Consider the following 18,024-nt stretch of genomic DNA (forward strand, 5'->3'; position numbering starts at 1 on the left):
CCCTGTCACGTAAGGTTCATTCTTCGCTATCACCTATTACAGTTCAGGGGACGGGCGGCCATGCCGGACACCAGAATCAGTGAGCTCGTGCGAATGTGGATCAACGGCTGGGTCATCTCCCGCGGCAGCTCGGACCCGATCGACGAACCGTGGGGATGGACGATCGACGTCGGGCAGCCCAAGCACGTCGCCCGGCACGTACTGCCGGAACCCTCCGAGAGCGATGTGCGCAAGATCGTCGCCGCGACGAACGCGCCCGGGACATGGCTGAAGCTGTTCGCCGAGGACCAGGCAGTGCTGCCCTGGGTCGGACCGGACTGGCGACGCGACAGCCCCGGCTTCCTGATGACCTGCCACCTAGCACCGGAGCGCCCACAGGTGCCGGCGGGTTACACGCTCACCAGCTGGACCCGAGGCGGCGTCAGCCGAGTACTGGTCCGCACGCGCGATGGGCACTTCGCCGCCCGTGGACAGATCGCCCAGGCAGGCGCCCACGTCGTCGTCGACCAGGTCGAGACCGCCGCCGAGCACCAGCGCAAGGGACTCGGCGGCCTGGTGATGCGCACACTGCAAAGCGCCGCGTACGAGACCGGTGCAACCACTGGCCTCCTGGTCGGCACGCCCGAAGGCCGGGCGCTCTACTCCTCACTGGGCTGGACCATGCACTCCCCCATGACCAGCCTCTGGTACGAGCCACCAACCCACCACATGATCTGAACTCAGAACGGGCCCTAGGTCGTTGGACCTCATCCGGGGGCCTGCGACGATCCTTCGCAGGCCCGATGCGGCACCCCGGCTGCGGCGCGCACTCTTGCGGTGAACCCGCCGACAAGGAGCGCCTGATGTCGTACCTCGAGAACATGCAGTACCCGGAGCCCCGCTACCACGGTGCCAAGGGCGAGGTGAACGCGGCCTTCCGCCCAGCCGATACCCCGCCGGAGGTCTCCTCGCCCGGCGGTTCCACCAGCTACCTCGCCACGCAGGAGTCAACGGGGGGCGAGTTCGGTCTGTACAAAGGGGTGTTGGGCCCGCGGTCCGCCGGTGCGAAGACACACTTTCACCGGGCGATGTCGGAGTCCTTCTACATCCTCTCCGGTGAACTGGAGCTCTTCAACGGGGAGAAGTGGGTCACAGGTCGTGAGGGAGACTTCCTGTACGTGCCGGTCGGCGGTCTGCACGCCTTCAAGAACGTGACCGACCACCCCGTCTCCATGCTCATGCTCTTCTCCCCGGGCTCCCCGCGCGAGGAGTACTTCGAGCGGGTCGCGGAGATGTCGCAGCGCGACCCCGAGGAGCTCAAGGAATTCCGTATCCGGCACGACAGTTACTTCGTGGAGGACTTCGACTTCGAGACAGGTCGGGCGGACGAAGAGAAGACAAGAGAGCAAGCGGAGCCCCCAGTCCACTGACACATGCTCAACGTGACACCCATCCGTTTGCCGCACAGCTGCCGTTCTCAGGCGGGCGTCCGATGTCCGTCGGGTTCTGCGGGCCGGAGTCCTGGCCCCGTACGTGAGGCCGGGGTGCCTGTTCGCGCAGTGGTCCCGACGGCGGTGGCAGAAGGCATTCGGCGGTGACAGCACCGTCGACGCCGTCGATGTCCTCCTCCCTCCCTGCTCATCGGCGGGGCGGCGCGCTGACCGGCCTGCTGGGCGGCGCCGTCGTGGGCCCTCGGCTCTCGTCGTCGCCGGGTCAGTGCCAGTCGCTGATCTTCACGTCGCGTGGCTCGGGGGCGCCTTCCCCCGTCTCGAGGAACTGCTTGAGGCTCATCAGGAAGGTGCCCCACTTGGTGCTGCAGTGGTGCATGAACTCGACCGGCTCACGCCAGCCCTGGTGCTTGAACAGCACGATCGTGTAATCACCGTCCTGACGGAGGTCCCACTGCACGCTGGTGCCGATCCACTCCTGGGGTCCGTCCACGACGTCCCAGCGGACGAGCCAGCCCGGATCGAGTTCGGCGACCTTCATGTCGAACCCGCCCGGCCCGAACCGGAACTCGATCACGCCGCCGAGGTCGGCCTCACCCGACGTCTTCTCGGTCCACCAGCCGGACAAGCCGTCCAAAGTGGTCAGCACGTCGTACACCTCCTGCGGTGAGGACTGCTCGACGCCGATGCGGTGAAGGATGTCTGCCATCTCCGTGCCCCTCTCTACTGCTCCTGCTCGGTCTCGTTGTGCGTGTCCTTGCCGCGCTGGATCGTCTCGGCGATGCGCTTGATGCGCTGGAGACGGGAGTCCCAGGCAGCACCGACGTCGGCGAGCTGGGCGACGGCGCGGGCGAGCTGGACCTGATCGACGCGGAACTGCTTCTCGCGGCCGGCGGTGGTGGCGTGCACCAGGCCGACCTGGTCAAGCACGAGGAGATGCTTCGCGACCGCCTGACGGGTCACCGGCAGGTGCGCGCTCAGGCTGGTCGCCGTCCCGCTGCCTTCGCTCAGCAGCAGGTCGAGCATCCGGCGCCGGGTCGGGTCGCCGACCGCTGACCAGAGGTCGTCGTCCACCATCACGCTTACGCACCCGCTCCGACCTTCGCGGCGTACACCGGCAGCCGCGGCAGGTAGAAGTCCCAGCCGGTGACGTGCTCGGCGTACTTGGCTGAGACCTTCGCCTCGTCCCAGCCGCGCTCGCGGAAGCCGCTCTCGATCATCCGCAGGCGCGTCCCTGCCCCGGCGGGCAAGAGCTCGAAGACGACCAGGTTCGAGTTGCCCGAGGCGGCTGACTCCCCCTCCTCGTGAGTCCACCGGAAGGAGAAAAGCCGCGGCGGCACGGCGTCGACGACCGCGAACTGCACCCAGGTGCCGTCCTGCGAGACGTCCCCGAAGCCGATCCGCCCCACTCCCCCGGGCACGGCCGGGAACTCCGCCTCGTCCAGCCACCACTCGCGCAGATGCTCGGGGCTGCTCACCACGTCGAAGACGACCTCGGGTGAGGCGTCGATGTGGATCTCCCGCTCGATCGTTCCGAATTCCATGACCTCCACCTTCCGCAACGTTTGGTTGCACATCAGCCTAGCCGCATCCTTCAGGCATGCGCAACCAATAGTTGCGCGATGGTGTGGCCCAGTTCGGCGACTGATCGTTGGCACAAGCCCCGGCCCGGCGGCGAGAACGGACGATGGCCATTCACTGCGGCGATGCGCGCGGAGACCCGAGAGCCGTCCGAGCGCTCCGTCTGCAGCGACTACCGCAACGAGCCTCTGGCTCGCGCGAGTGACATTCCACTGTGGACCCAACGGCTCAAAGCCCCTGCAGAGACAGGAACGGGCATCTGTCGGGATATCCATGTCGAAGTCCAAGAGCTGGACGACAGATCGATCAGCCGTTGATGGTACGCAGAAAATGATCGGCGTCTTCCGGCTCGGCCAGTCGGCCGACCTCCAGCCAAGAACCGTCCTGGAAGCAGATCCGCAAGGTGGCAAACCCGCGCGGCTGGTCTGCCTCGCCTTCGAGGCGAGCGTGGTCCAGCCCGAACTCCGCAACCGTCCTGAAGTCGTCCGCCCGGGTGGGCGACAGCCGTCGGCGCGGGGATGCGGCCACGCAGACCCGGTCGCGCGTGAGCATGACCAGGCGCCGGGGACTTGGCGAGTCGCCGTACCACCGCAGCAGCAACCGGCCTGCGGTCAGATCCCAGTCACCGTCGAACACACCGTTGGTCGGATCGGGTTCCGGCTCGCTCCCCTCAGCGTGACCACGGGTGGAACGCGACCCCCTCTGGCGCCGCGGACGGCTCGCCCGCCACCCCGGCTCCCGCCTCAACAGAAGCTGATCGATCTTCTTGCCGAGCTGGTCGATCAGGATCACCGGTACGACGATGAAGCAGAACACCACCGCCCCGACGTAGAACAGCCAGTGATGCCGCGATTTCAGCCGCCCGCCGCCCGCAGAGCGGTGAACGCCCTTGGGCGGGGTGGGGATCGGCTTGTGGAGCTCGCACCAGACGAGGGCTATGGGGTCCTCGCCCAGGAGCTTGCGGACACGTCGCCGGACCTTACGCTTCGCCATACCAAAGATCATAGGCGGACCGGGTCGCACTGATCGGCACGGTCATCGGTAGCGCGGAGACGGTCTGACGTCGCTTAGGCCAGTAACCACGAGCTGCCAAGTGCCGTCACGTTCTGCCCATTTCCGATCATCGGGGCCCACCCCTTACGCGATCTATACGGTGCTGGGCCCCACTCCTGACGGGGGCTTGATACGCGAATGATGCACGGGCCGGAAATCGCAGCACCCCCGTTCGCCGCCCCCGCCCCGACGAGGCCTCAACGCCACGCGTGGCGGATCCTCAACCGTCCGTACCCCATGGCTCCGGATATGCGGATCGTCGGCCCGTCGGGGCGGGAGACCCTCCGGGGCTTGTAGCGCGTGTCCTTCCACCCGGTGTGCAGATCCTCGATGTCGACGATCGCATCGCGAGGCACCGTGATCCGGGCCCTGCCTGTGCCGAGTTGCAACTCGATGTCTACCACCGGATGTTCGATGACCGCCTGGGACAGGTCCAGGTGCACCCTTCCGAATGCGGACTCGACCTTGAGGCTCCGAGGTACTCGCCATGCGCCGCGCCGCTGGATCCGTCCGCCGGCGGCGGCGATGGTGGACGTGGTGTCCGGCTTCTCCGCCGGGAGCGAGGCCAGCGCTGGTGCGAGATCACTGTGCGTCTTGGCGGTGAGCACCTGGTGGAGGTGTTCGTCCATCTCCTCGTGCGAGATGTGCCCTTGGGCGTACGCCTCCTGTAGGCGCCGCACGGCGGTTTCCCGGTCGTCTTCGCTGACCGGTGGCGGCGGGTCTTGCGGCAAGGCGGTCACCTTTTCACCTTAGTGCTGGGCTGGCGATACGAAAGCGGGGAGATCCGCGGCGGGCGGGCCCGGGAGTCTGCCGCCTGTACTTCTCTGCCTGTGTCCTGCCTCAGAACCTGACCGGCAGTGCCATCGGATAGGTGCCGTCGCCCGCGAAGCCCATCCTCTCGACGGCGTCGCGCTCGACGGCGAGGGCCAGGCTCTCGCGCCGTAGCAGCTGGTCGAGGATCACCTCGGTCTGCAGGTTGGCGAGGGCGGCGCCGATGCACCGGTGGACGCCGTGGCCGTAGGCGATGTGCCCGGCGCCACGCGCCGTCTCGCGGCCAGGTCGAGCCGGGCAGGTTCGGCGAAGGTGTCCGGGTCACGGTTGGCGGCGAGCAGACCGCTGGTGACGCCCTCGCCGCGGCGCACCGGAACCCCGCCGAGTTCCACGTCCTAGGTGGCGTACAGAGTGGCACCGACCCGGACCGCGGAGACATACCGCAGCAACTCCTGGACGGCGCGCGGCAACAAGTCGGGGTCGGCACGCAACCGGACTACCTCCTGAGGGTGTTCGAGGAGGGCGAGCACGGCGTCGGTGAGGAAGAACGCGGGCGGCGCGATCCCGGTATTGATCAACAGAAAGACCAGCGCGATCATTTCCTGGCGGTTCAGCTGCTGGTCCGCAGCCGCTTCGGCGCTGGAGCGCAGGAGATCGGAGGCGAGGTCCTCGCCGGGTACGGCGGCGCGGCGATCGAGCAGGCCGTCGATACACGCGGTGAGGTGGTCGATGCCGGGCAAGAATCGGTCCGGCTCCCCCGACTCGTAGTCCTGGATCCAGCCGCTCACTTGCACCCGGTGTTCCGCCTCGACCCCGATGATGTCGCAGATCACCTGGGTCATCACCGGATACGCGAATCCACGCAGCAGATCGAACTCCTCACCCTTGGCGGCGAGTTCATCGCACAGCTCCGAGGCGATGCGCTCGATCCGGGGCCGCAACGCGGCGATCCGTCGCGGTGCGAAGGCCCGCATCACATGGGTGCGCAACCGGGTGTGCTCGGGGCCGTCGACCAGCACCAGGATCTCCAGATACTGCCGGTACTCCGGCGGGAGCCCCGCCTCGTCGGGGTCCAGGAGCTCGGCTACCACCACACCGCCGCGTGCGACCGCCGTGCGCCCTCTTATGCGACGGCGAAAGAGCGTGAACGCGCCGAAGTCCGCCGGGTGGGCCAGTTCCGGCTTTTCGGTTTCGGTCTCGTTCTCGTCCCCGGTGTCACTCGCCGGGTAGGCCGTGGGGGCCCAACGCCCGCCTGTTCATGCCCCTCCCACATGAACGTGACAGTGACGGGCTCGCCCGCCGCCTCGGCCAACCCGAGCATCCTTTCCATCTCATCGAAGACGTCAGGCGGTCGTCTCTCCAGATGCGCCAAGTACCCGGCGCACGGCGTCGCGGAGCCAGTGGTGGCCACCGTCGGCGTCCTGGCGGGGGTGCCAGGCCATGCCGATGGTCAGTGGTGGCAGAGGCAGGGGGATGTCGAGGAGGTGCAGGCCGAGGGCGGTGGCGTCGGCGGTGAGGGGTGAGGGAGCCGCGCCGGAGAGTGCCGCGGGGACCAGGCAGACGACGTCGCTGCGGGCGGCGAGGGCCATCGCGGCCAGATGGCTGGGGAGGACGACAGCGACCCGCCGGCGAAGGTCGCGCTCGGCAAGGGCGGTGTCGAGAGGGCCGGTGAAACGACCTCGGCGGCTGACCACGACATGGTCGGCGGCAGCCAGCCGGGCCGGGGTCAGGGGTTCCTCGGTCAGGGGGTGACCGGACCGGACGGCCGCCGCCATCCGCAGGGTGAGCAGCTTCTCGACCTTCGTTTCGGGATCGACGTGGTCGATGGAGCCGATCTCCAGGTCGATCCGGCCGTCGCGGAGTGCCGGTCCAGCCTCCAACTCCTCTGCCCGAAACCGCAATGAGATCCCTGGCGCCTCTTCCCGGGTCAGTCGCAGCAGGCCGGAGGCCAGCGCCGCCCCGACCAGGTCGGCGGCCTGGAGAGTGAACGTGCTGCGCAGCGTGGCGGGGTCGACAACGGTGCCGGGGGTGAGCAGTACTCCCAGGCTGCGCACCACCGCAGCGGCCTCGTCGCGCAGGGCCTGGGCGCGCGGAGTGGGGACCATGGTCTGCCCTGCCCGGACCAGGAGGGGGTCTTGGAGGATGCGGCGCAGGCGTCCGAGGGTGCGGCTCATGGCTGCCGGGGAGGTGTGCAGGCGGGCGGCGGCGCGCGTGACGCTCTGCTCCGTCAGCAGGGCGTCGAGGGCGACGGCGAGGTTGGCGTCGATGGCCGGATCAGAGGAGCTGTTCACGCTATTCACCAGGGTAATTCCATTTCAGGCAATGATTGCGTGCTGAAGTTCCCATTGTGGCATTGCCGTGGTTCTCAGCAGGATGAAGGGCGTACCGATCCGGCACGACCTGCGAGGTTTTCATGATCGTCATCACTGCTCCCACTGGGAACATCGGCCGCCACCTGCTGCCCCTACTCCTGGACGCCGCCCCCACCCACGGCGAGGAACTGCGGGTGATCGCACGCGACCCCGCCCGGCTCCCTGACGCGGTGCGCGAACGCGTCGAGGTAGTCATCGGCTCGCACGGCGACACCGAGGTCGTCGACCGGGCCTTCGAGGGCGCGGACGCCGTCTTCTGGCTCGTTCCCCCGGACTCCTCTCTGGCCCCGACCGACGCCTACTGCGGCTTCACCCGCCCCGCCGCGAAGGCGCTCGCAGCCCACGGCGTCGGACACGTCGTCGGCGTCTCCGCGCTCGGCCGCGGCACCGCGGTCGCCGACCGCGCCGGACTCGTCACCGCCTCCCTCGCCATGGACGACCTCATCGCGAAGACCGGCGTCGCCTACCGGGCCCTTGCCAACCCCTCCTTCTTCGACAACCTCCTGGAGGAGACCGACTCGATCCGCGAGAAGGGAGTCTTCACCGACTCCGTCGACGCCGACCGCAAGGCTCCCCTCGTCGCCGTCGCCGATATCGCCGCCGTCGCCGCCCGCCTGCTGCTGGACCGCTCCTGGACCGGCATTGGCGACGTTCCGGTTCTCGGGCCCGAGGACCTGTCCCCCAACGACCTGGCCCGCATCATGACCGAGCAACTGGGCCGCCCCGTCCGCTACGAGCGCCAGCCGCTGGAGGACCTGCTCACCACTCTCGTCGGCTACGGCCTCGACGAGGCGTTCGTCCAAGGCATCGCCGACATGAAGCAGGCCAAGGACAACGGCCTGGACGCCGGTGTCACCCGTACCGCGGACACCGCCACTCCCACCACCTTCGAGCAGTGGTGCGCCCAAACCCTCAAGCCCGCCGTCCTGTCCTGACCCTCACGCCCTTCGGAGCATCACCAAGATCCGTGGTGCCCACCACATCGAGACCACCCGCCACTTGGGAAGGACCCCGTCATGCCCACCGAAGCAGCCGAAGCAATGGTGACCGCTTTCATACTCGTCAAGACCACACCTGAATGGCTTGCCATGACCGTCCAGGAACGGGTGGACGCCTTCACCACCCAGGTCGTCCCCGCGATCGAGGCCAAGACCACCGGCGTACGGTCACGCTTCTACGACACCGAGTTCTACTCGGCACGCGTCACCGACATCTGGGTCTGGGAAGCAGACGATCACCACGCTTACCAGCTCCTCATCGACGCGCTGCGAGAGACTCCCTTCTGGGACCGCTACTTCGAGGTCGTCGACCTGCTCGTCGGCACCGAGAACGGCTACGCCCGCGCCTACGGCCTCGACCCCGTAGCCACCATCACCACCTGATACACCGCCCGCTCCGCGACGCGCCGCCGTGTGCGGACGGCCCGGTCCGGGCCCCGGCCGAGTTGTCCGCCACTCTTCTGCCCCGCCCTGCGGCGCCACCCCTTCCGTTGTGCCGACACGGACCGGAGGCAGGGCTTCGGCGTGCACGACGCCCCGTCAGGGTCGGAACCGGGGGGACCTGCGACCTGCTTGACCGCGATGGAGCGGGTCGTGGCGGAGGGCGCGCCGGTGAGGCTGTACTGGCGTATCCGGCGTGCTCCGTCGGCCAGTTCGCCCCGGACAGAGACATACTGTCCGGCCTTGAACGCGGGCGCCGAGCCGCTGTCGGCGGGGCGCAGCAGGTAGGACGCGACGTCGACTGAAGGAAGCGTTGTCGTCCAAACTACGTTCGCAGGACCGCACTTGGGACGAGCCCGTGCGGCATCGCCTCAGTCAGACCCCGCGGCGGTTCACAGACGCGGTTAAGCATGTGCTTCGTCGGGCTCCGCGCCGGCATCCCCCCTTGGCGCTCCCTGCCCGGATCGGGTCCGCATGCCCCAGCGCTCAAGCGGTGGGCCTGCAGCGCCCACTGCCGCGAAGAACACGCCAAGGAGCAGCCAGCCAGTAGTACCGAGTCCCAGCACGAGGGTGGTGAGGACGGCCGGGGCCAGCGCCTGGCCTGCGCTGAAGCCAAGGCCGAGAAGCCCTTGGTACTGCCCCTGGGCGTGGTCCGGCGCAAGGCCGAATCCCAGAGCGAATCCGGCCGAGGACTCCCATACTTCCCCGAGACTATGGATGCAGATCGCCGCGACAACGAGGCCGGCGGCCACCCACATCGGAGCGTGCGCGGTCAGGGCCATCAGCGGACAGCTGACCAAGAAGAGGAGCCCAGCCGTGCGAAACGCCCGGCCGCCGTCGCGAGGGGTTTCGATGCGGGAACCGATTCTGGTCTGCAGGAGAACACAGACGGCGGCGTTCATCGCGGCTACCGCTGCCACGGTCCAGCGTGGTGCGTCCGTGTGTTGCGAGATCCAGATCGGCAGCAGCAAGGACACCACTGGATATTGCAGTCCCATGGCCCCGAAGAGGGCTGTGAACGTGACGAAAGGACGGTCGGTGAGCGCAATCCAGCGGCGCTGCCGCGACGGGGGCGGCAACGATCTGTAGTGGGGAAGCAGAAACAGGAGGAGGGCACAGAGTGCAAAGCTGGCCGCGTTGCCAACAATCAGCACTACGTAAGCGGTGCGGGTATTGGCTGCTACCGCGAGTCCGGCGCCGACAGTGCCCAGGATGACACCCAAATTGACATACGTACGCAGCTTTGCCCGGAAGAGTGCGGGTTGAGCCGTTCCGGCCCGGACAACGAGGGCTCCCCACGCCGCTCCCGCGGCGGAGGCGGCAAGCTGGTCGATGGTGGCGACGACCGCGAGAGCGGCCCAGCTCTCCACGAAGACGAGGGCAGACATTGCCGCTGTCTGAACGGCGAGAGCCAGCATCATGATCGTACGAGGGCCTCGTCGGTCGGCGAGATGGCCTCCCGGGATCCCCGCGAGCAGACCGATCAATCCTGCGACGGTGAGGGCGAGACCCACCTGCGCTGCCGGGAGACGCACGACCAAGGTGAAGTACAGCGCTGATGCCGAGTTGAAGAGGCCATTGCCGACTCGGTTCACGAAGCTGGCCAGGATCAGCACTCGTTCCGACTTGTTGTCTCCCGCTATGCGAGCCAGTCGTCCGGCTGATCTCCCCTTGATCATGGGGCGCAGGTTAGCAGCGGTCATACGAGGCTATGCGGGCGCTGGATTCGGCAGCCTTCCCACCTGTCTGTCACCGAGGCAGCATTCGATTTCATCCGATGACGCGTATCCGCTCCCCGCCGGTTCCTCCGCCACCGTCCGTGGACGGCGGCGGAGGGGGCGGGCCGCCGTTGGTTCAGGTGCCGCAGTTTCCGGATGTGGGCTCGCCGGCGAAGCGTCGGCCCAGCCACTCAAGTGCTGGGCCGTTGCCCTGGATCGCCGTCCCCACATGGGACTGCCCGGCGAAGGACCTCCACTCCACGGCGTTCCCCTTCGCGCACCAGTCAGCTCGCAGCTTCTGCCCGACCGCGTAGGGGATCGTCTCGTCCGCGTCCCCGTGGTAGAGGAACGTCGGCGCTGAGGGCCGCTTGGTGCCGATCAGCTGCTTGGCGATGGCTTTCTGCCAGTTCGGCCGGTCCAGCGGGTTGGAGGTCGTGACGTCCTCGATCGACTTGCCGCGCCCAGCCTCCAGGACCGTACCGACGCACTCGCTTCGTACCACTTTGGCGAGCTTGCGGCCCTCCTTGTTGAGGTACTTGTCGAGCCCCAGGGCCGGATAGGCGGCGTTCTGGCCGACGGCGGACATGAGCAGATAGCCGGCGCTGTCCCCTCCCTCCAGCGAGTCGGCGACCTTGGTGAGATCGGCGGGAACGCCGCCGCTCGCCGTTCCCTTGACCCTCAGCTCGGGAGCGTAGGTCGCGGCCATCTCGGCGGCCTTCGCGCTGGCGCCGCCGCCCTGCGAGTAGCCCATGATGCCTACGGGCGCGTCCGCGGAGACGCCGTACTTCGCTGCCTGGGGGTGCCGCTGGGCCGCGCGCGCCGCGTCGAGGACGGCGCTGCCCTGCGCCTTGGCGACCATGTAGGTGTGGTCGCCCGGGGTACCCAGGCCTTCGTAGTCGGTGACGACGACGGCGTAGCCCCGTACCAGCGCGGCGTTGACGAGGGGCGCCTCGGCGGTCGTGCCGCCCGGGAATCCGGCGGACGGCGCGCACTTGTCACCGAGGCCGACCGTGCCGACGGCGTAGGTGATCAGCGGGCGCGGGGCGACCCTGCCGTCGTCGGGAACGATCACGGTGCCGGAGACCGCGTTGGGCCGCCCGTCGGCGGACGTCGACCGGTAGGTGATCTTCCAGGCCTTGGTGGGGGTCGGAACGCCCGGCGTGTACTGGAACGAGGACGGCTGTGAGCTGAGGATCTTGCCGGGGCCGGTCTTCTTCCCCGGCGTCTTTCCCGGGTGCTTTCTGTTCTGACCTGGGTGCTTGTCACTCCGGTGCTTGGAGGCGCCGCGGGCCTGCCCGTCGGTCTGCGCCGCGGAGTGGGCCGAGGGGATCGCGCCTGGGCCACCGGTCGGCGCGTGCGCGCTCTGCGCGGCGGCGGACCCGGGGAGCCCGAGCACCGCCACCGCGAGGACGGCACCCGCGGCCACCGGTCGTCTGCGTAAGGCTGACATCATGCAGCTCTCCCAACTCTCCTGTGGGCAAGGGGGGTTGGGCAGCACCGTACTGACCCGTCAGTAATACGGCCATAGATGTGCGGGATCGCGACGAGGTCGGCCCAGCCGGGAGTCCCGGCTCGCCGGTGGGCCGGATGTCAGTCGTACCAGTCGCCTGGCCCCGCCCGGCGCAGGATGAGAAGCCCTCTGTCACCCCGCTGCTCGCGCGAAGCCGTTGGCCGGAATCGACGGAACCGACGGAACCGACGCGGTGACCGCGAAGGCAACGCTGTAGGTGAGGGTGTCTGGGCGGTCCAGGTGTTCCATGAACAGGGAGAAGAACTCCTCGGCCAACCTGCGACTGCCCAGGGCGGCGGCTGCCGTGGGCATCGCGACGTCGAATTTCAGCGCCCACTGGCTACGCTGCCGGGCGTCGATGCTCCCCGCGATCAAGTGGTAGGGCTCGACCGCGACGTCGATGTCGCGCAGTCCGCATCGGACAGCCGCTGTGTACAGCTTGCGTCCGACCTGCCAGTCGAAGCCGCGCTTGGCGGTGCCCGCGAGCACTTGGGAGAGCAGATCCTGCAATCGGTCGTCGATGGGGTGGTTCCAGTTCAGCTGCCCGTCGAGTTCGTACAGCACGATCTTGCCGCCCGGCCGCGTGACGCGGCGCAGTTCATGGATCGCGGCCTCCGGGTCCGGCACGAACTGCAACATGAGTCGGCAGTAGGAGAGGTCGAAGGCGTCGTCAAGAAACGGCAGATGGCAGACGTCAGCCTCAAGGGCAGTTCCTTTGTCGCCCAGATGGCGCCGTGCTTCGGCGACCCGGTGGCTGCCGATGTCGATGCCGGTCACGGTGACGCCGGTACCGCCGGTGCCGCCGGTGCCACCGGTGCCACCGCTCTCGGCGACCGAGCGGGCGATCACGCCTGGTCCGCAGCCGGCATCGAGGACGTTCATCCGCGGCCGCAGATGTCCCTCGATCCAGGCGCGGACCCATCCGTCAGGGTCGACCTTCTCGCGCAGACGGCGCCCTTCACGCACGTCCTCCATGAGGTAACTCATGTTCGAACACCCCCTCGCCGCTGCTGCTCGCGGTCGCTGTAGGAGTCGCAAACAGACTGGCAGGCGTGCCGTAGACCCGCCCGCGTGGTGATTATCTCGGCGTACTTACGGGTGTGGTGCAGGCCGAGGCCGTTCAGGATGTGGGTGGTATTCGGGTCTGACATGACCGGGATGGGGACGTCCGGGAAGTCCTGGTAGACCTCGCGTACGCGGTGCAGGAGCGTAGCCGCCGCCTTGCGCAGCACGGCCGGATCCCCTGTGTGGTCCAGGAGCAGGTCGCACTTGTTCTCCAACAGCGAGGGATTGATCCCGAACGCACCACGCTGGCAGAGGGCGATGCCCACGAGCCGGCCGCGGGCGTAGGCGGCGAGCGGCACTTGATAGCGGAGCAGACCGCAGCGGCCCCAGACCCGGTTGAGCTCCTCCCACCAGGCGTCAGGCCCGGTGAGTTGTCCCGCCGCGGCGAACAGCGGCCCGCGCGTCGTGGCGACGAGGCTCAGTTGGTCATCGGTCAGCGTGCCGCTCAGAGGCACGATGTCGATGTCGATGTCGATCTCGGCGGAGACCGCTTCACCGCCAGGCTGGTACGGGCAGTAGTCCAGGGTCACGACGGTGGAGTTGTCGTGGTCCTCGGCCACCCGCCGCGCGAAGTCGGCCGCGACGGGGTGTTCGGGTCTGAACCAGCTCGAGCGGAACTGGCCCCCGGCGTCCCACAGGCGGCGGTACCCGGCGACGACCGCCGCGCGCGTGACATAGGGGTTCTTGCCGTTGGACACCAACGACGTCATGGCGTACGTGTGCTCCGCGGCCCGCCACAGCGTGATCGCCGCCCACGCTCCACGGTCGTCGGAGCAGGCGACCACGGTGAACAGATCGTCTCGGCTGCGCAGCGCCCGGTCCCAATTGGACTGGACGAGGTCCAGGTTGCTCCCGAGCATGTCCCTCTTCTGTTTGTAGAGGAACCCTGCCTCCTCGTACATCTTGAGCAGCTCGGTCCCGTCGAGTTCGTTCACGGCGATCCGGTAGCCGGTCAGCAGGTCGGCGAATTCCGGGAGCGAGCCCTGAGAGCAGTCGTGGCGCATCATGAGGTCAGACCTCCGGTTGTCGGTCCCCTCACCAGTAGCGCAGTGGCACCGTGATGAGCTGGTCCACGGGGGCGTGGTCGTCGGTCAGTACCTGCGCGCCCTTGGCGTAGCGGGCGGTGCGGTGCTCGTCGGCCACTTTCAACTGCCCGGTGGTGTCGCGGGCGGACACCCTGCGCTGCAACGCCTTCGTGTCGATCGGGTGGTCGCTGGCCACGGCGACGACGTTGCCGCCATCCTTCCCGTCCAAGATCGCGTCGTAGGAGATGAGAACGACGTTCTTGAACACCGAACGCAGTGTCGCCGCCTCGGATCGCGCGAAGTCGGCGGGCGGGAAATCAATCATGTTCAGGGCGTAGATGCCGCCGGGCTTGAGCACGCGCTGGACGTGCCGCGCGGTCTCGGCAGTGGTCAGGTGCCAGGGCGGGCTGTGCGAGCCGAAGGCGTCACCGACCACGAGGTCCCGGCTCTCGGCGGGCTGGCGTTGCAGACCTTGGCGGCCGTCGCCGGTGACGACGTCCAGCCGGTCGCTCTCCTTGAACTCAAGGCGGTCTTTGGCCAGTTGGATGAGGCCGTTGTCGATCTCGTAGACCAGCTGATCCCCCGCTGGGCGGGTGCGTTCCAGGTAGGTGGGCACGGTCATCCCGCCGCCGCCGATGTGGAAGCCGTCCAGGCGCCCGCCAGGGTTGACCAGGTCGCTGGCCGCGACGATGGCCTGGACGTAGCCCATGGTCAAGTGGGTGGGGTCCTTGACGTCGACGTGGCTGATCTCCGCGTTGCTCGACTTCAGCACCCGTACCGACGGCTCGCCCTTGAGGGCTTCGATCTTCGCGCAGGCGTAGGTGGTCTCCACGTCGCAGGCCTGGGGAGCGGCGACGGTCAGGCCGGTGGCGATGACACCGAAGACCGTGAAGGCCGCTGTCGCGGGCGTCGCCGACCTGCCCCGCAGCAGCAGGTGACAGACGAGGCCGCCCACCACCAGCAGGATGCCGAGCGCCAGCAGGATGACGCTGGTGCGCAACGAGGCCACCAGCACGAATCCGGTGACGAAGGTGGCGAGGATCCCGCCGAGGGTGCCGATGCTGGAGAGCCGGCCCACGATGCTGCCGGTGCGGTACAGGTCGTGCAGTTGCAGCTTCACGACCAAGGGGGTGACGGTGGAAAGGAGCGCGGCCGGAATGATGATGGCCAGCCCGGCGAGCGTGATCACCGCTACCGGGCTCGTGCCGTTCACCACCCCGCCCACCGCGCGCACCACGGGCAGCACCAGCAGCGTGGTGACGCCGCCGAGCATCAGCATCCAGCCGATCACCGCGCGGGGCGGCACCCGGTCGGCGACCCGGCCGCCGATCCAGGTGCCCAGCGCGATGGACGCCAGGGCCGTACCGATCACGGCCGAGTTCACCTGCAGATTGATTCCGATGTACGGGGCCACCAGCCGGACCGCGATGTTCTCCAGGATCAATACCGCGCCCGAAGCGGCGAACACCAGCAGTGCCGCCGCCAGCGGCGGCATCGCCGTGGCCGGGGCCTCCTGGCGTTGGGGGGTGGTCTGTGTCTGTTCCTCTTGCCTCACATGGGACATTGCGCCTCCCGGTCAGTGCTCTGATGCGTCAACTTCCAAGGGGGCCGCCGCGGTCGGCCGGTGTCCGGCAGCTCGGCGGGCCGTCAGCCGGTCCGGTCGGTGAGCAGGGCAAGTGCTTGCGTGGGACACCGCTGCACGACCTCCTCGACGTCCTGCCGGAGCTCGGGGGGCACCTCTTCTGCCCCGAGCAGCACCAGAGCGTCGTCGTCCTGATCGAAAACGCCGGGCAGTCGCTCCGCGCACAGGCCGCTGCCCACGCACCGCGTCCGGTCGGCTGTAATACGCATGGCTCCTCGCACTTCTCCCACCCCGTCAGTCACCCCGGCACGCGGTGATCACGGCCATACCGCTGGGCAGGACCCGCACTTCCGTCTCCACCAGGCCCGCGTCGGCCAGCAGCGTGGCAAAGGCGGCGCGGGTACGTTCGCGGCCGCCCGAGGCGCCGAAGAGGGACAGCATGTACAGATCCATCACCGCCGGCAGTTGATGGCCTCCCGCACCGCCATCGGCCGACCGGCAGCCATCGGTGACCAGGTCGATCACCATGATCCGGCCGTGCTCCGGCAGCGCCGCACGGCATGTGCGCAAGATCCGCAAGGCATTGCCGTCGTCCCAGTCGTGGAGGATGTGGCTGAGCAGGTAGAGGTCCTTGCCGGCCGGGACACTGTCGAAGAAGTCCCCCACCACAGCGGCACACCGGTGCGTCAGCTCCTCCTCGGCGATGCGTTTTTCCGCCAGCGAAACCGTGCCGGCCAGGTCCACCAGGGTGCCCACGCTGCCCGGAGCGCGCTCCAGCACCGCGCACAGCAGAGCCCCGTCACCGCCGCCGACGTCCACGATGTGCCGGTAGCCGTCGAAGGAGATCGAGGAGAATATCTCGTCCGTCTCCAGACTGAGCCCCGCCGCCTGCGATCTGTCGAAGATCTCCCGCAGCTCGGGCTGCTGCTCCAGGTAGGCGAACAGATCGCTGCCATAGACCTGTTGGAAGGCCGACTGCCCGGTGCGTGCCGTGTACTCCAGCTGCGTCCAGGTGGTACCGATCTCGCCGGCCAGCAACTGGGCCGTCGGCCGTGCGGAGCCGACGGCGTCCGGCCGCAGAGTGGCGCCCAAAGGGGTCAGGGCGAACACCCCGGGCGCCTCCTCGGCAAGTACTCCGAAGGGCACCAACGCCCGCAACAGCCGTTCCAGGGCCAGCGGATGGGCTCCCGTGTGATCGGCCAGTGCCTGAACGCTGCGGCTTCGCCCGGACAACTGCTCGGGGATCTGCAGGCGGACCAGGACGCTGACGGACCTGGAGACCAGCTGGCTGTACAGCAACATCCGCATCTGGGTGGCGTGGTCGCGCGGTGCGTCGTCGAACATGCCCTCATCTCCTGCCATCGGCTTGTCCCTCCGGGGCGGCGCCCCCGCTCCGGGGCCGCCGCCCCGGCCATACCGGCACGGGTGCGGTGGACTACTTCGACGCGACGATGACGCCGTGCGGGGTCCACCCGGGGAAGGGAATGCGCTTGGCGGAGTGGAAACCGGCCGCCTCAAGGCACTTCTCGTGCTGCTCCCAGGAGTAGATCATTCCGCCTTCGGCGGGCAGCGAAGCGAAGTAGACACTGTCCAGGGCCGCGACCACCGGACCGTCGCCTTCGTCGTTGGACATGGAGTTGAAGACGACCAACTTGCCGTCCTCGGGCAGGGCTTCGTAGGCCCGCCGCATCAGCGCGGTGTTCTCCTCCAGCGTCCAGATGACAAGCTGATGGGCGAACATCACCACGTCGCAGCCGGTCGGCAACGGATCGCGGAACATGTCACCGGTCACCACCGACACCTGGTCCCCGACCCCCGCCTGGGCGATCTTCCCCTCGGCGATGGTGCGGGAGGCCGGGATCTCGAACACCGTGATCTCCAGATGCGGATTGGCCTTGGCCAGCGCGATGGCGTTGACCGCGTCGCCACCACCGCAGTCCAGCAGGTGTTTCGCACCGGACAGGTCCAGCTCCTCCACCAGGTGCTTGTTGGCCAGCTCCGACCAGGAGCGCATGTAGCGGTAGAAGACCTGCTCCATGTGCGGGTTTTCCGAGAGCCGGTGATACAGATCGCGGCCGGAACCGCGCACCCGGCGCAGACCCACGTTGCGGTTCTCCCGCAAGGAGTCGGTGAAGTCCAGCTGGCCCTCGTAGACGATGTGCTGCTCGAAAGCGACCGTGTCCTTGAAGCGCTGCCAGTCGCCCTCGGCCATCAGTTGCTGCACCACCGGCGCCAGCCGGTAGCGGCCGTTCGCCTCCTTCCGCTCGATGATGCCGAGTGAGGTGCATCCCAGCAGCAGGATGTCGGCGGCGCGGTCGGCGAGGTCCAGGGCTTCGCCGATCTCCTCCCTGCTCGCCTCCCTGCGTACGTCGAGCAGTTCGGGCAGGCCGAGTTCGCAGGCGGCGTTGAGGTACTGGAACGCGGCGTGCCCGAAGAGGATGTAGGACAGGCCGTCCATGTCCAGCGAGGTGGCGCCACTGT

Annotated in this window: 20 protein-coding genes and 1 pseudogene; 4 read left to right on the forward strand and 17 right to left on the reverse strand. The window is 68.2% G+C overall.

Translation table 11 applies throughout. The features are described from left to right. The first annotated feature begins 60 nt into the window (after positions 1–60). Both ACGFX9_RS26950 and ACGFX9_RS26955 read left to right on the forward strand, forming a co-directional pair. A complete protein-coding gene (locus ACGFX9_RS26950) occupies positions 61–717 on the forward strand; it encodes a GNAT family N-acetyltransferase (protein WP_393477079.1) in 657 nt (218 codons plus the stop codon). A gap of 125 nt (positions 718–842) precedes the next feature. Then, the gene (locus tag ACGFX9_RS26955) at positions 843–1,409 is read left to right on the forward strand and encodes a cupin domain-containing protein (RefSeq protein WP_393477083.1); all 567 of its coding nucleotides are present in this window, start codon (positions 843–845) and stop codon (positions 1,407–1,409) included. 283 nt (positions 1,410–1,692) lie between these two features. On the opposite strand, the gene ACGFX9_RS26960 is transcribed toward ACGFX9_RS26955, so the two are convergent. The 8 genes from ACGFX9_RS26960 to ACGFX9_RS26995 all read right to left on the reverse strand — a co-directional run bounded on the left by ACGFX9_RS26960 (position 1,693) and on the right by ACGFX9_RS26995 (position 7,141). Continuing rightward, entirely contained in the window at positions 1,693–2,136 is a 444-nt protein-coding gene (locus tag ACGFX9_RS26960) for an SRPBCC domain-containing protein (protein ID WP_393477086.1), read from the reverse strand. A gap of 14 nt (positions 2,137–2,150) precedes the next feature. Beyond that, positions 2,151–2,507 (reverse strand): ArsR/SmtB family transcription factor, encoded by a 357-nt coding sequence (locus tag ACGFX9_RS26965; protein WP_393477088.1) that lies wholly within the window; start codon positions 2,505–2,507, stop codon positions 2,151–2,153. Positions 2,508–2,509: 2 nt separating this feature from the next. After that, the gene (locus ACGFX9_RS26970) at positions 2,510–2,971 is read right to left on the reverse strand and encodes an SRPBCC domain-containing protein (protein WP_393477092.1); all 462 of its coding nucleotides are present in this window, start codon (positions 2,969–2,971) and stop codon (positions 2,510–2,512) included. Positions 2,972–3,314: 343 nt separating this feature from the next. Beyond that, positions 3,315–4,001, reverse strand: a complete 687-nt coding sequence (locus tag ACGFX9_RS26975; RefSeq protein WP_393477094.1) for a hypothetical protein — start codon at positions 3,999–4,001, stop codon at positions 3,315–3,317. 257 nt (positions 4,002–4,258) lie between these two features. Further along, positions 4,259–4,801: a DUF1707 domain-containing protein gene (locus tag ACGFX9_RS26980; RefSeq protein WP_393477097.1), complete on the reverse strand. Its 543-nt coding sequence runs from the start codon at positions 4,799–4,801 to the stop codon at positions 4,259–4,261. A 100-nt stretch (positions 4,802–4,901) separates the two neighbouring features. After that, positions 4,902–5,024 (reverse strand): hypothetical protein, encoded by a 123-nt coding sequence (locus tag ACGFX9_RS26985; protein WP_393477100.1) that lies wholly within the window; start codon positions 5,022–5,024, stop codon positions 4,902–4,904. Between the two features lie 203 nt (positions 5,025–5,227). Continuing rightward, positions 5,228–5,926, reverse strand: a complete 699-nt coding sequence (locus ACGFX9_RS26990; RefSeq protein ID WP_393477103.1) for a hypothetical protein — start codon at positions 5,924–5,926, stop codon at positions 5,228–5,230. 249 nt (positions 5,927–6,175) lie between these two features. Then, positions 6,176–7,141 (reverse strand): LysR family transcriptional regulator, encoded by a 966-nt coding sequence (locus tag ACGFX9_RS26995; RefSeq protein ID WP_393477562.1) that lies wholly within the window; start codon positions 7,139–7,141, stop codon positions 6,176–6,178. Between the two features lie 104 nt (positions 7,142–7,245). On the opposite strand from ACGFX9_RS26995, the gene ACGFX9_RS27000 reads away from it, so the two are divergent. Both ACGFX9_RS27000 and ACGFX9_RS27005 read left to right on the forward strand, forming a co-directional pair. Continuing rightward, the gene (locus ACGFX9_RS27000) at positions 7,246–8,139 is read left to right on the forward strand and encodes an NAD(P)H-binding protein (protein WP_393477106.1); all 894 of its coding nucleotides are present in this window, start codon (positions 7,246–7,248) and stop codon (positions 8,137–8,139) included. Between the two features lie 81 nt (positions 8,140–8,220). After that, the gene (locus ACGFX9_RS27005; protein WP_393477109.1) at positions 8,221–8,586 is read left to right on the forward strand and encodes a darcynin family protein; all 366 of its coding nucleotides are present in this window, start codon (positions 8,221–8,223) and stop codon (positions 8,584–8,586) included. Positions 8,587–8,738: 152 nt separating this feature from the next. Here ACGFX9_RS27005 and ACGFX9_RS27010 read toward each other — a convergent pair. From ACGFX9_RS27010 to ACGFX9_RS27050, 9 genes and pseudogenes are all read right to left on the reverse strand, one after another. After that, a pseudogene (locus ACGFX9_RS27010) lies at positions 8,739–8,942 on the reverse strand (hemin transporter); the annotation flags it as partial. Positions 8,943–9,047: 105 nt separating this feature from the next. Then, the gene (locus ACGFX9_RS27015) at positions 9,048–10,322 is read right to left on the reverse strand and encodes an MFS transporter (protein WP_393477112.1); all 1,275 of its coding nucleotides are present in this window, start codon (positions 10,320–10,322) and stop codon (positions 9,048–9,050) included. Between the two features lie 175 nt (positions 10,323–10,497). Further along, positions 10,498–11,814 (reverse strand): lipase family protein, encoded by a 1,317-nt coding sequence (locus ACGFX9_RS27020; protein ID WP_393477115.1) that lies wholly within the window; start codon positions 11,812–11,814, stop codon positions 10,498–10,500. Between the two features lie 189 nt (positions 11,815–12,003). Beyond that, the gene (locus ACGFX9_RS27025; protein WP_393477118.1) at positions 12,004–12,858 is read right to left on the reverse strand and encodes a class I SAM-dependent methyltransferase; all 855 of its coding nucleotides are present in this window, start codon (positions 12,856–12,858) and stop codon (positions 12,004–12,006) included. Further along, positions 12,855–13,943 (reverse strand): hypothetical protein, encoded by a 1,089-nt coding sequence (locus ACGFX9_RS27030; RefSeq protein WP_393477121.1) that lies wholly within the window; start codon positions 13,941–13,943, stop codon positions 12,855–12,857. The genes ACGFX9_RS27025 and ACGFX9_RS27030 overlap by 4 nt, the downstream gene beginning before the upstream one ends. A gap of 28 nt (positions 13,944–13,971) precedes the next feature. Further along, on the reverse strand, positions 13,972–15,525 hold the full coding sequence (locus tag ACGFX9_RS27035; RefSeq protein ID WP_393477124.1) for a fused MFS/spermidine synthase: 1,554 nt from the start codon (positions 15,523–15,525) through the stop codon (positions 13,972–13,974). Positions 15,526–15,608: 83 nt separating this feature from the next. After that, positions 15,609–15,812 carry a ferredoxin gene (locus ACGFX9_RS27040; protein ID WP_393477127.1) on the reverse strand — a complete coding sequence of 68 codons (204 nt, stop codon included), beginning with the start codon at positions 15,810–15,812 and terminating at the stop codon, positions 15,609–15,611. A 25-nt stretch (positions 15,813–15,837) separates the two neighbouring features. Next, positions 15,838–16,905 carry a methyltransferase gene (locus ACGFX9_RS27045; RefSeq protein ID WP_393477129.1) on the reverse strand — a complete coding sequence of 356 codons (1,068 nt, stop codon included), beginning with the start codon at positions 16,903–16,905 and terminating at the stop codon, positions 15,838–15,840. A gap of 73 nt (positions 16,906–16,978) precedes the next feature. Continuing rightward, a complete protein-coding gene (locus ACGFX9_RS27050; protein ID WP_393477565.1) occupies positions 16,979–18,001 on the reverse strand; it encodes a methyltransferase in 1,023 nt (340 codons plus the stop codon). Positions 18,002–18,024 lie beyond the last annotated feature (23 nt).

It is taken from the genome of Streptomyces sp. NPDC048436 (assembly GCF_043200355.1).
Taxonomy (GTDB): domain Bacteria; phylum Actinomycetota; class Actinomycetes; order Streptomycetales; family Streptomycetaceae; genus Streptomyces.

Bases quoted from the DNA above. Each gene is read 5' to 3' on its own strand.
- ACGFX9_RS27050 (WP_393477565.1), bottom strand. From the start codon at position 18,001: ATGGACGGCCTGTCCTACATCCTCTTCGGGCACGCCGCGTTCCAGTAC.
- ACGFX9_RS27020 (WP_393477115.1), bottom strand. From the start codon at position 11,814: ATGATGTCAGCCTTACGCAGACGACCGGTGGCCGCGGGTGCCGTCCTC.
- ACGFX9_RS26970 (WP_393477092.1), bottom strand. From the start codon at position 2,971: ATGGAATTCGGAACGATCGAGCGGGAGATCCACATCGACGCCTCACCC.
- ACGFX9_RS26950 (WP_393477079.1), top strand. From the start codon at position 61: ATGCCGGACACCAGAATCAGTGAGCTCGTGCGAATGTGGATCAACGGC.
- ACGFX9_RS27005 (WP_393477109.1), top strand. From the start codon at position 8,221: ATGCCCACCGAAGCAGCCGAAGCAATGGTGACCGCTTTCATACTCGTC.
- ACGFX9_RS27025 (WP_393477118.1), bottom strand. From the start codon at position 12,858: ATGAGTTACCTCATGGAGGACGTGCGTGAAGGGCGCCGTCTGCGCGAG.
- ACGFX9_RS26955 (WP_393477083.1), top strand. From the start codon at position 843: ATGTCGTACCTCGAGAACATGCAGTACCCGGAGCCCCGCTACCACGGT.
- ACGFX9_RS27040 (WP_393477127.1), bottom strand. From the start codon at position 15,812: ATGCGTATTACAGCCGACCGGACGCGGTGCGTGGGCAGCGGCCTGTGC.
- ACGFX9_RS27045 (WP_393477129.1), bottom strand. From the start codon at position 16,905: ATGGCAGGAGATGAGGGCATGTTCGACGACGCACCGCGCGACCACGCC.
- ACGFX9_RS27030 (WP_393477121.1), bottom strand. From the start codon at position 13,943: ATGATGCGCCACGACTGCTCTCAGGGCTCGCTCCCGGAATTCGCCGAC.
- ACGFX9_RS27035 (WP_393477124.1), bottom strand. From the start codon at position 15,525: ATGTCCCATGTGAGGCAAGAGGAACAGACACAGACCACCCCCCAACGC.
- ACGFX9_RS27000 (WP_393477106.1), top strand. From the start codon at position 7,246: ATGATCGTCATCACTGCTCCCACTGGGAACATCGGCCGCCACCTGCTG.
- ACGFX9_RS26975 (WP_393477094.1), bottom strand. From the start codon at position 4,001: ATGGCGAAGCGTAAGGTCCGGCGACGTGTCCGCAAGCTCCTGGGCGAG.
- ACGFX9_RS27015 (WP_393477112.1), bottom strand. From the start codon at position 10,322: ATGATCAAGGGGAGATCAGCCGGACGACTGGCTCGCATAGCGGGAGAC.
- ACGFX9_RS26960 (WP_393477086.1), bottom strand. From the start codon at position 2,136: ATGGCAGACATCCTTCACCGCATCGGCGTCGAGCAGTCCTCACCGCAG.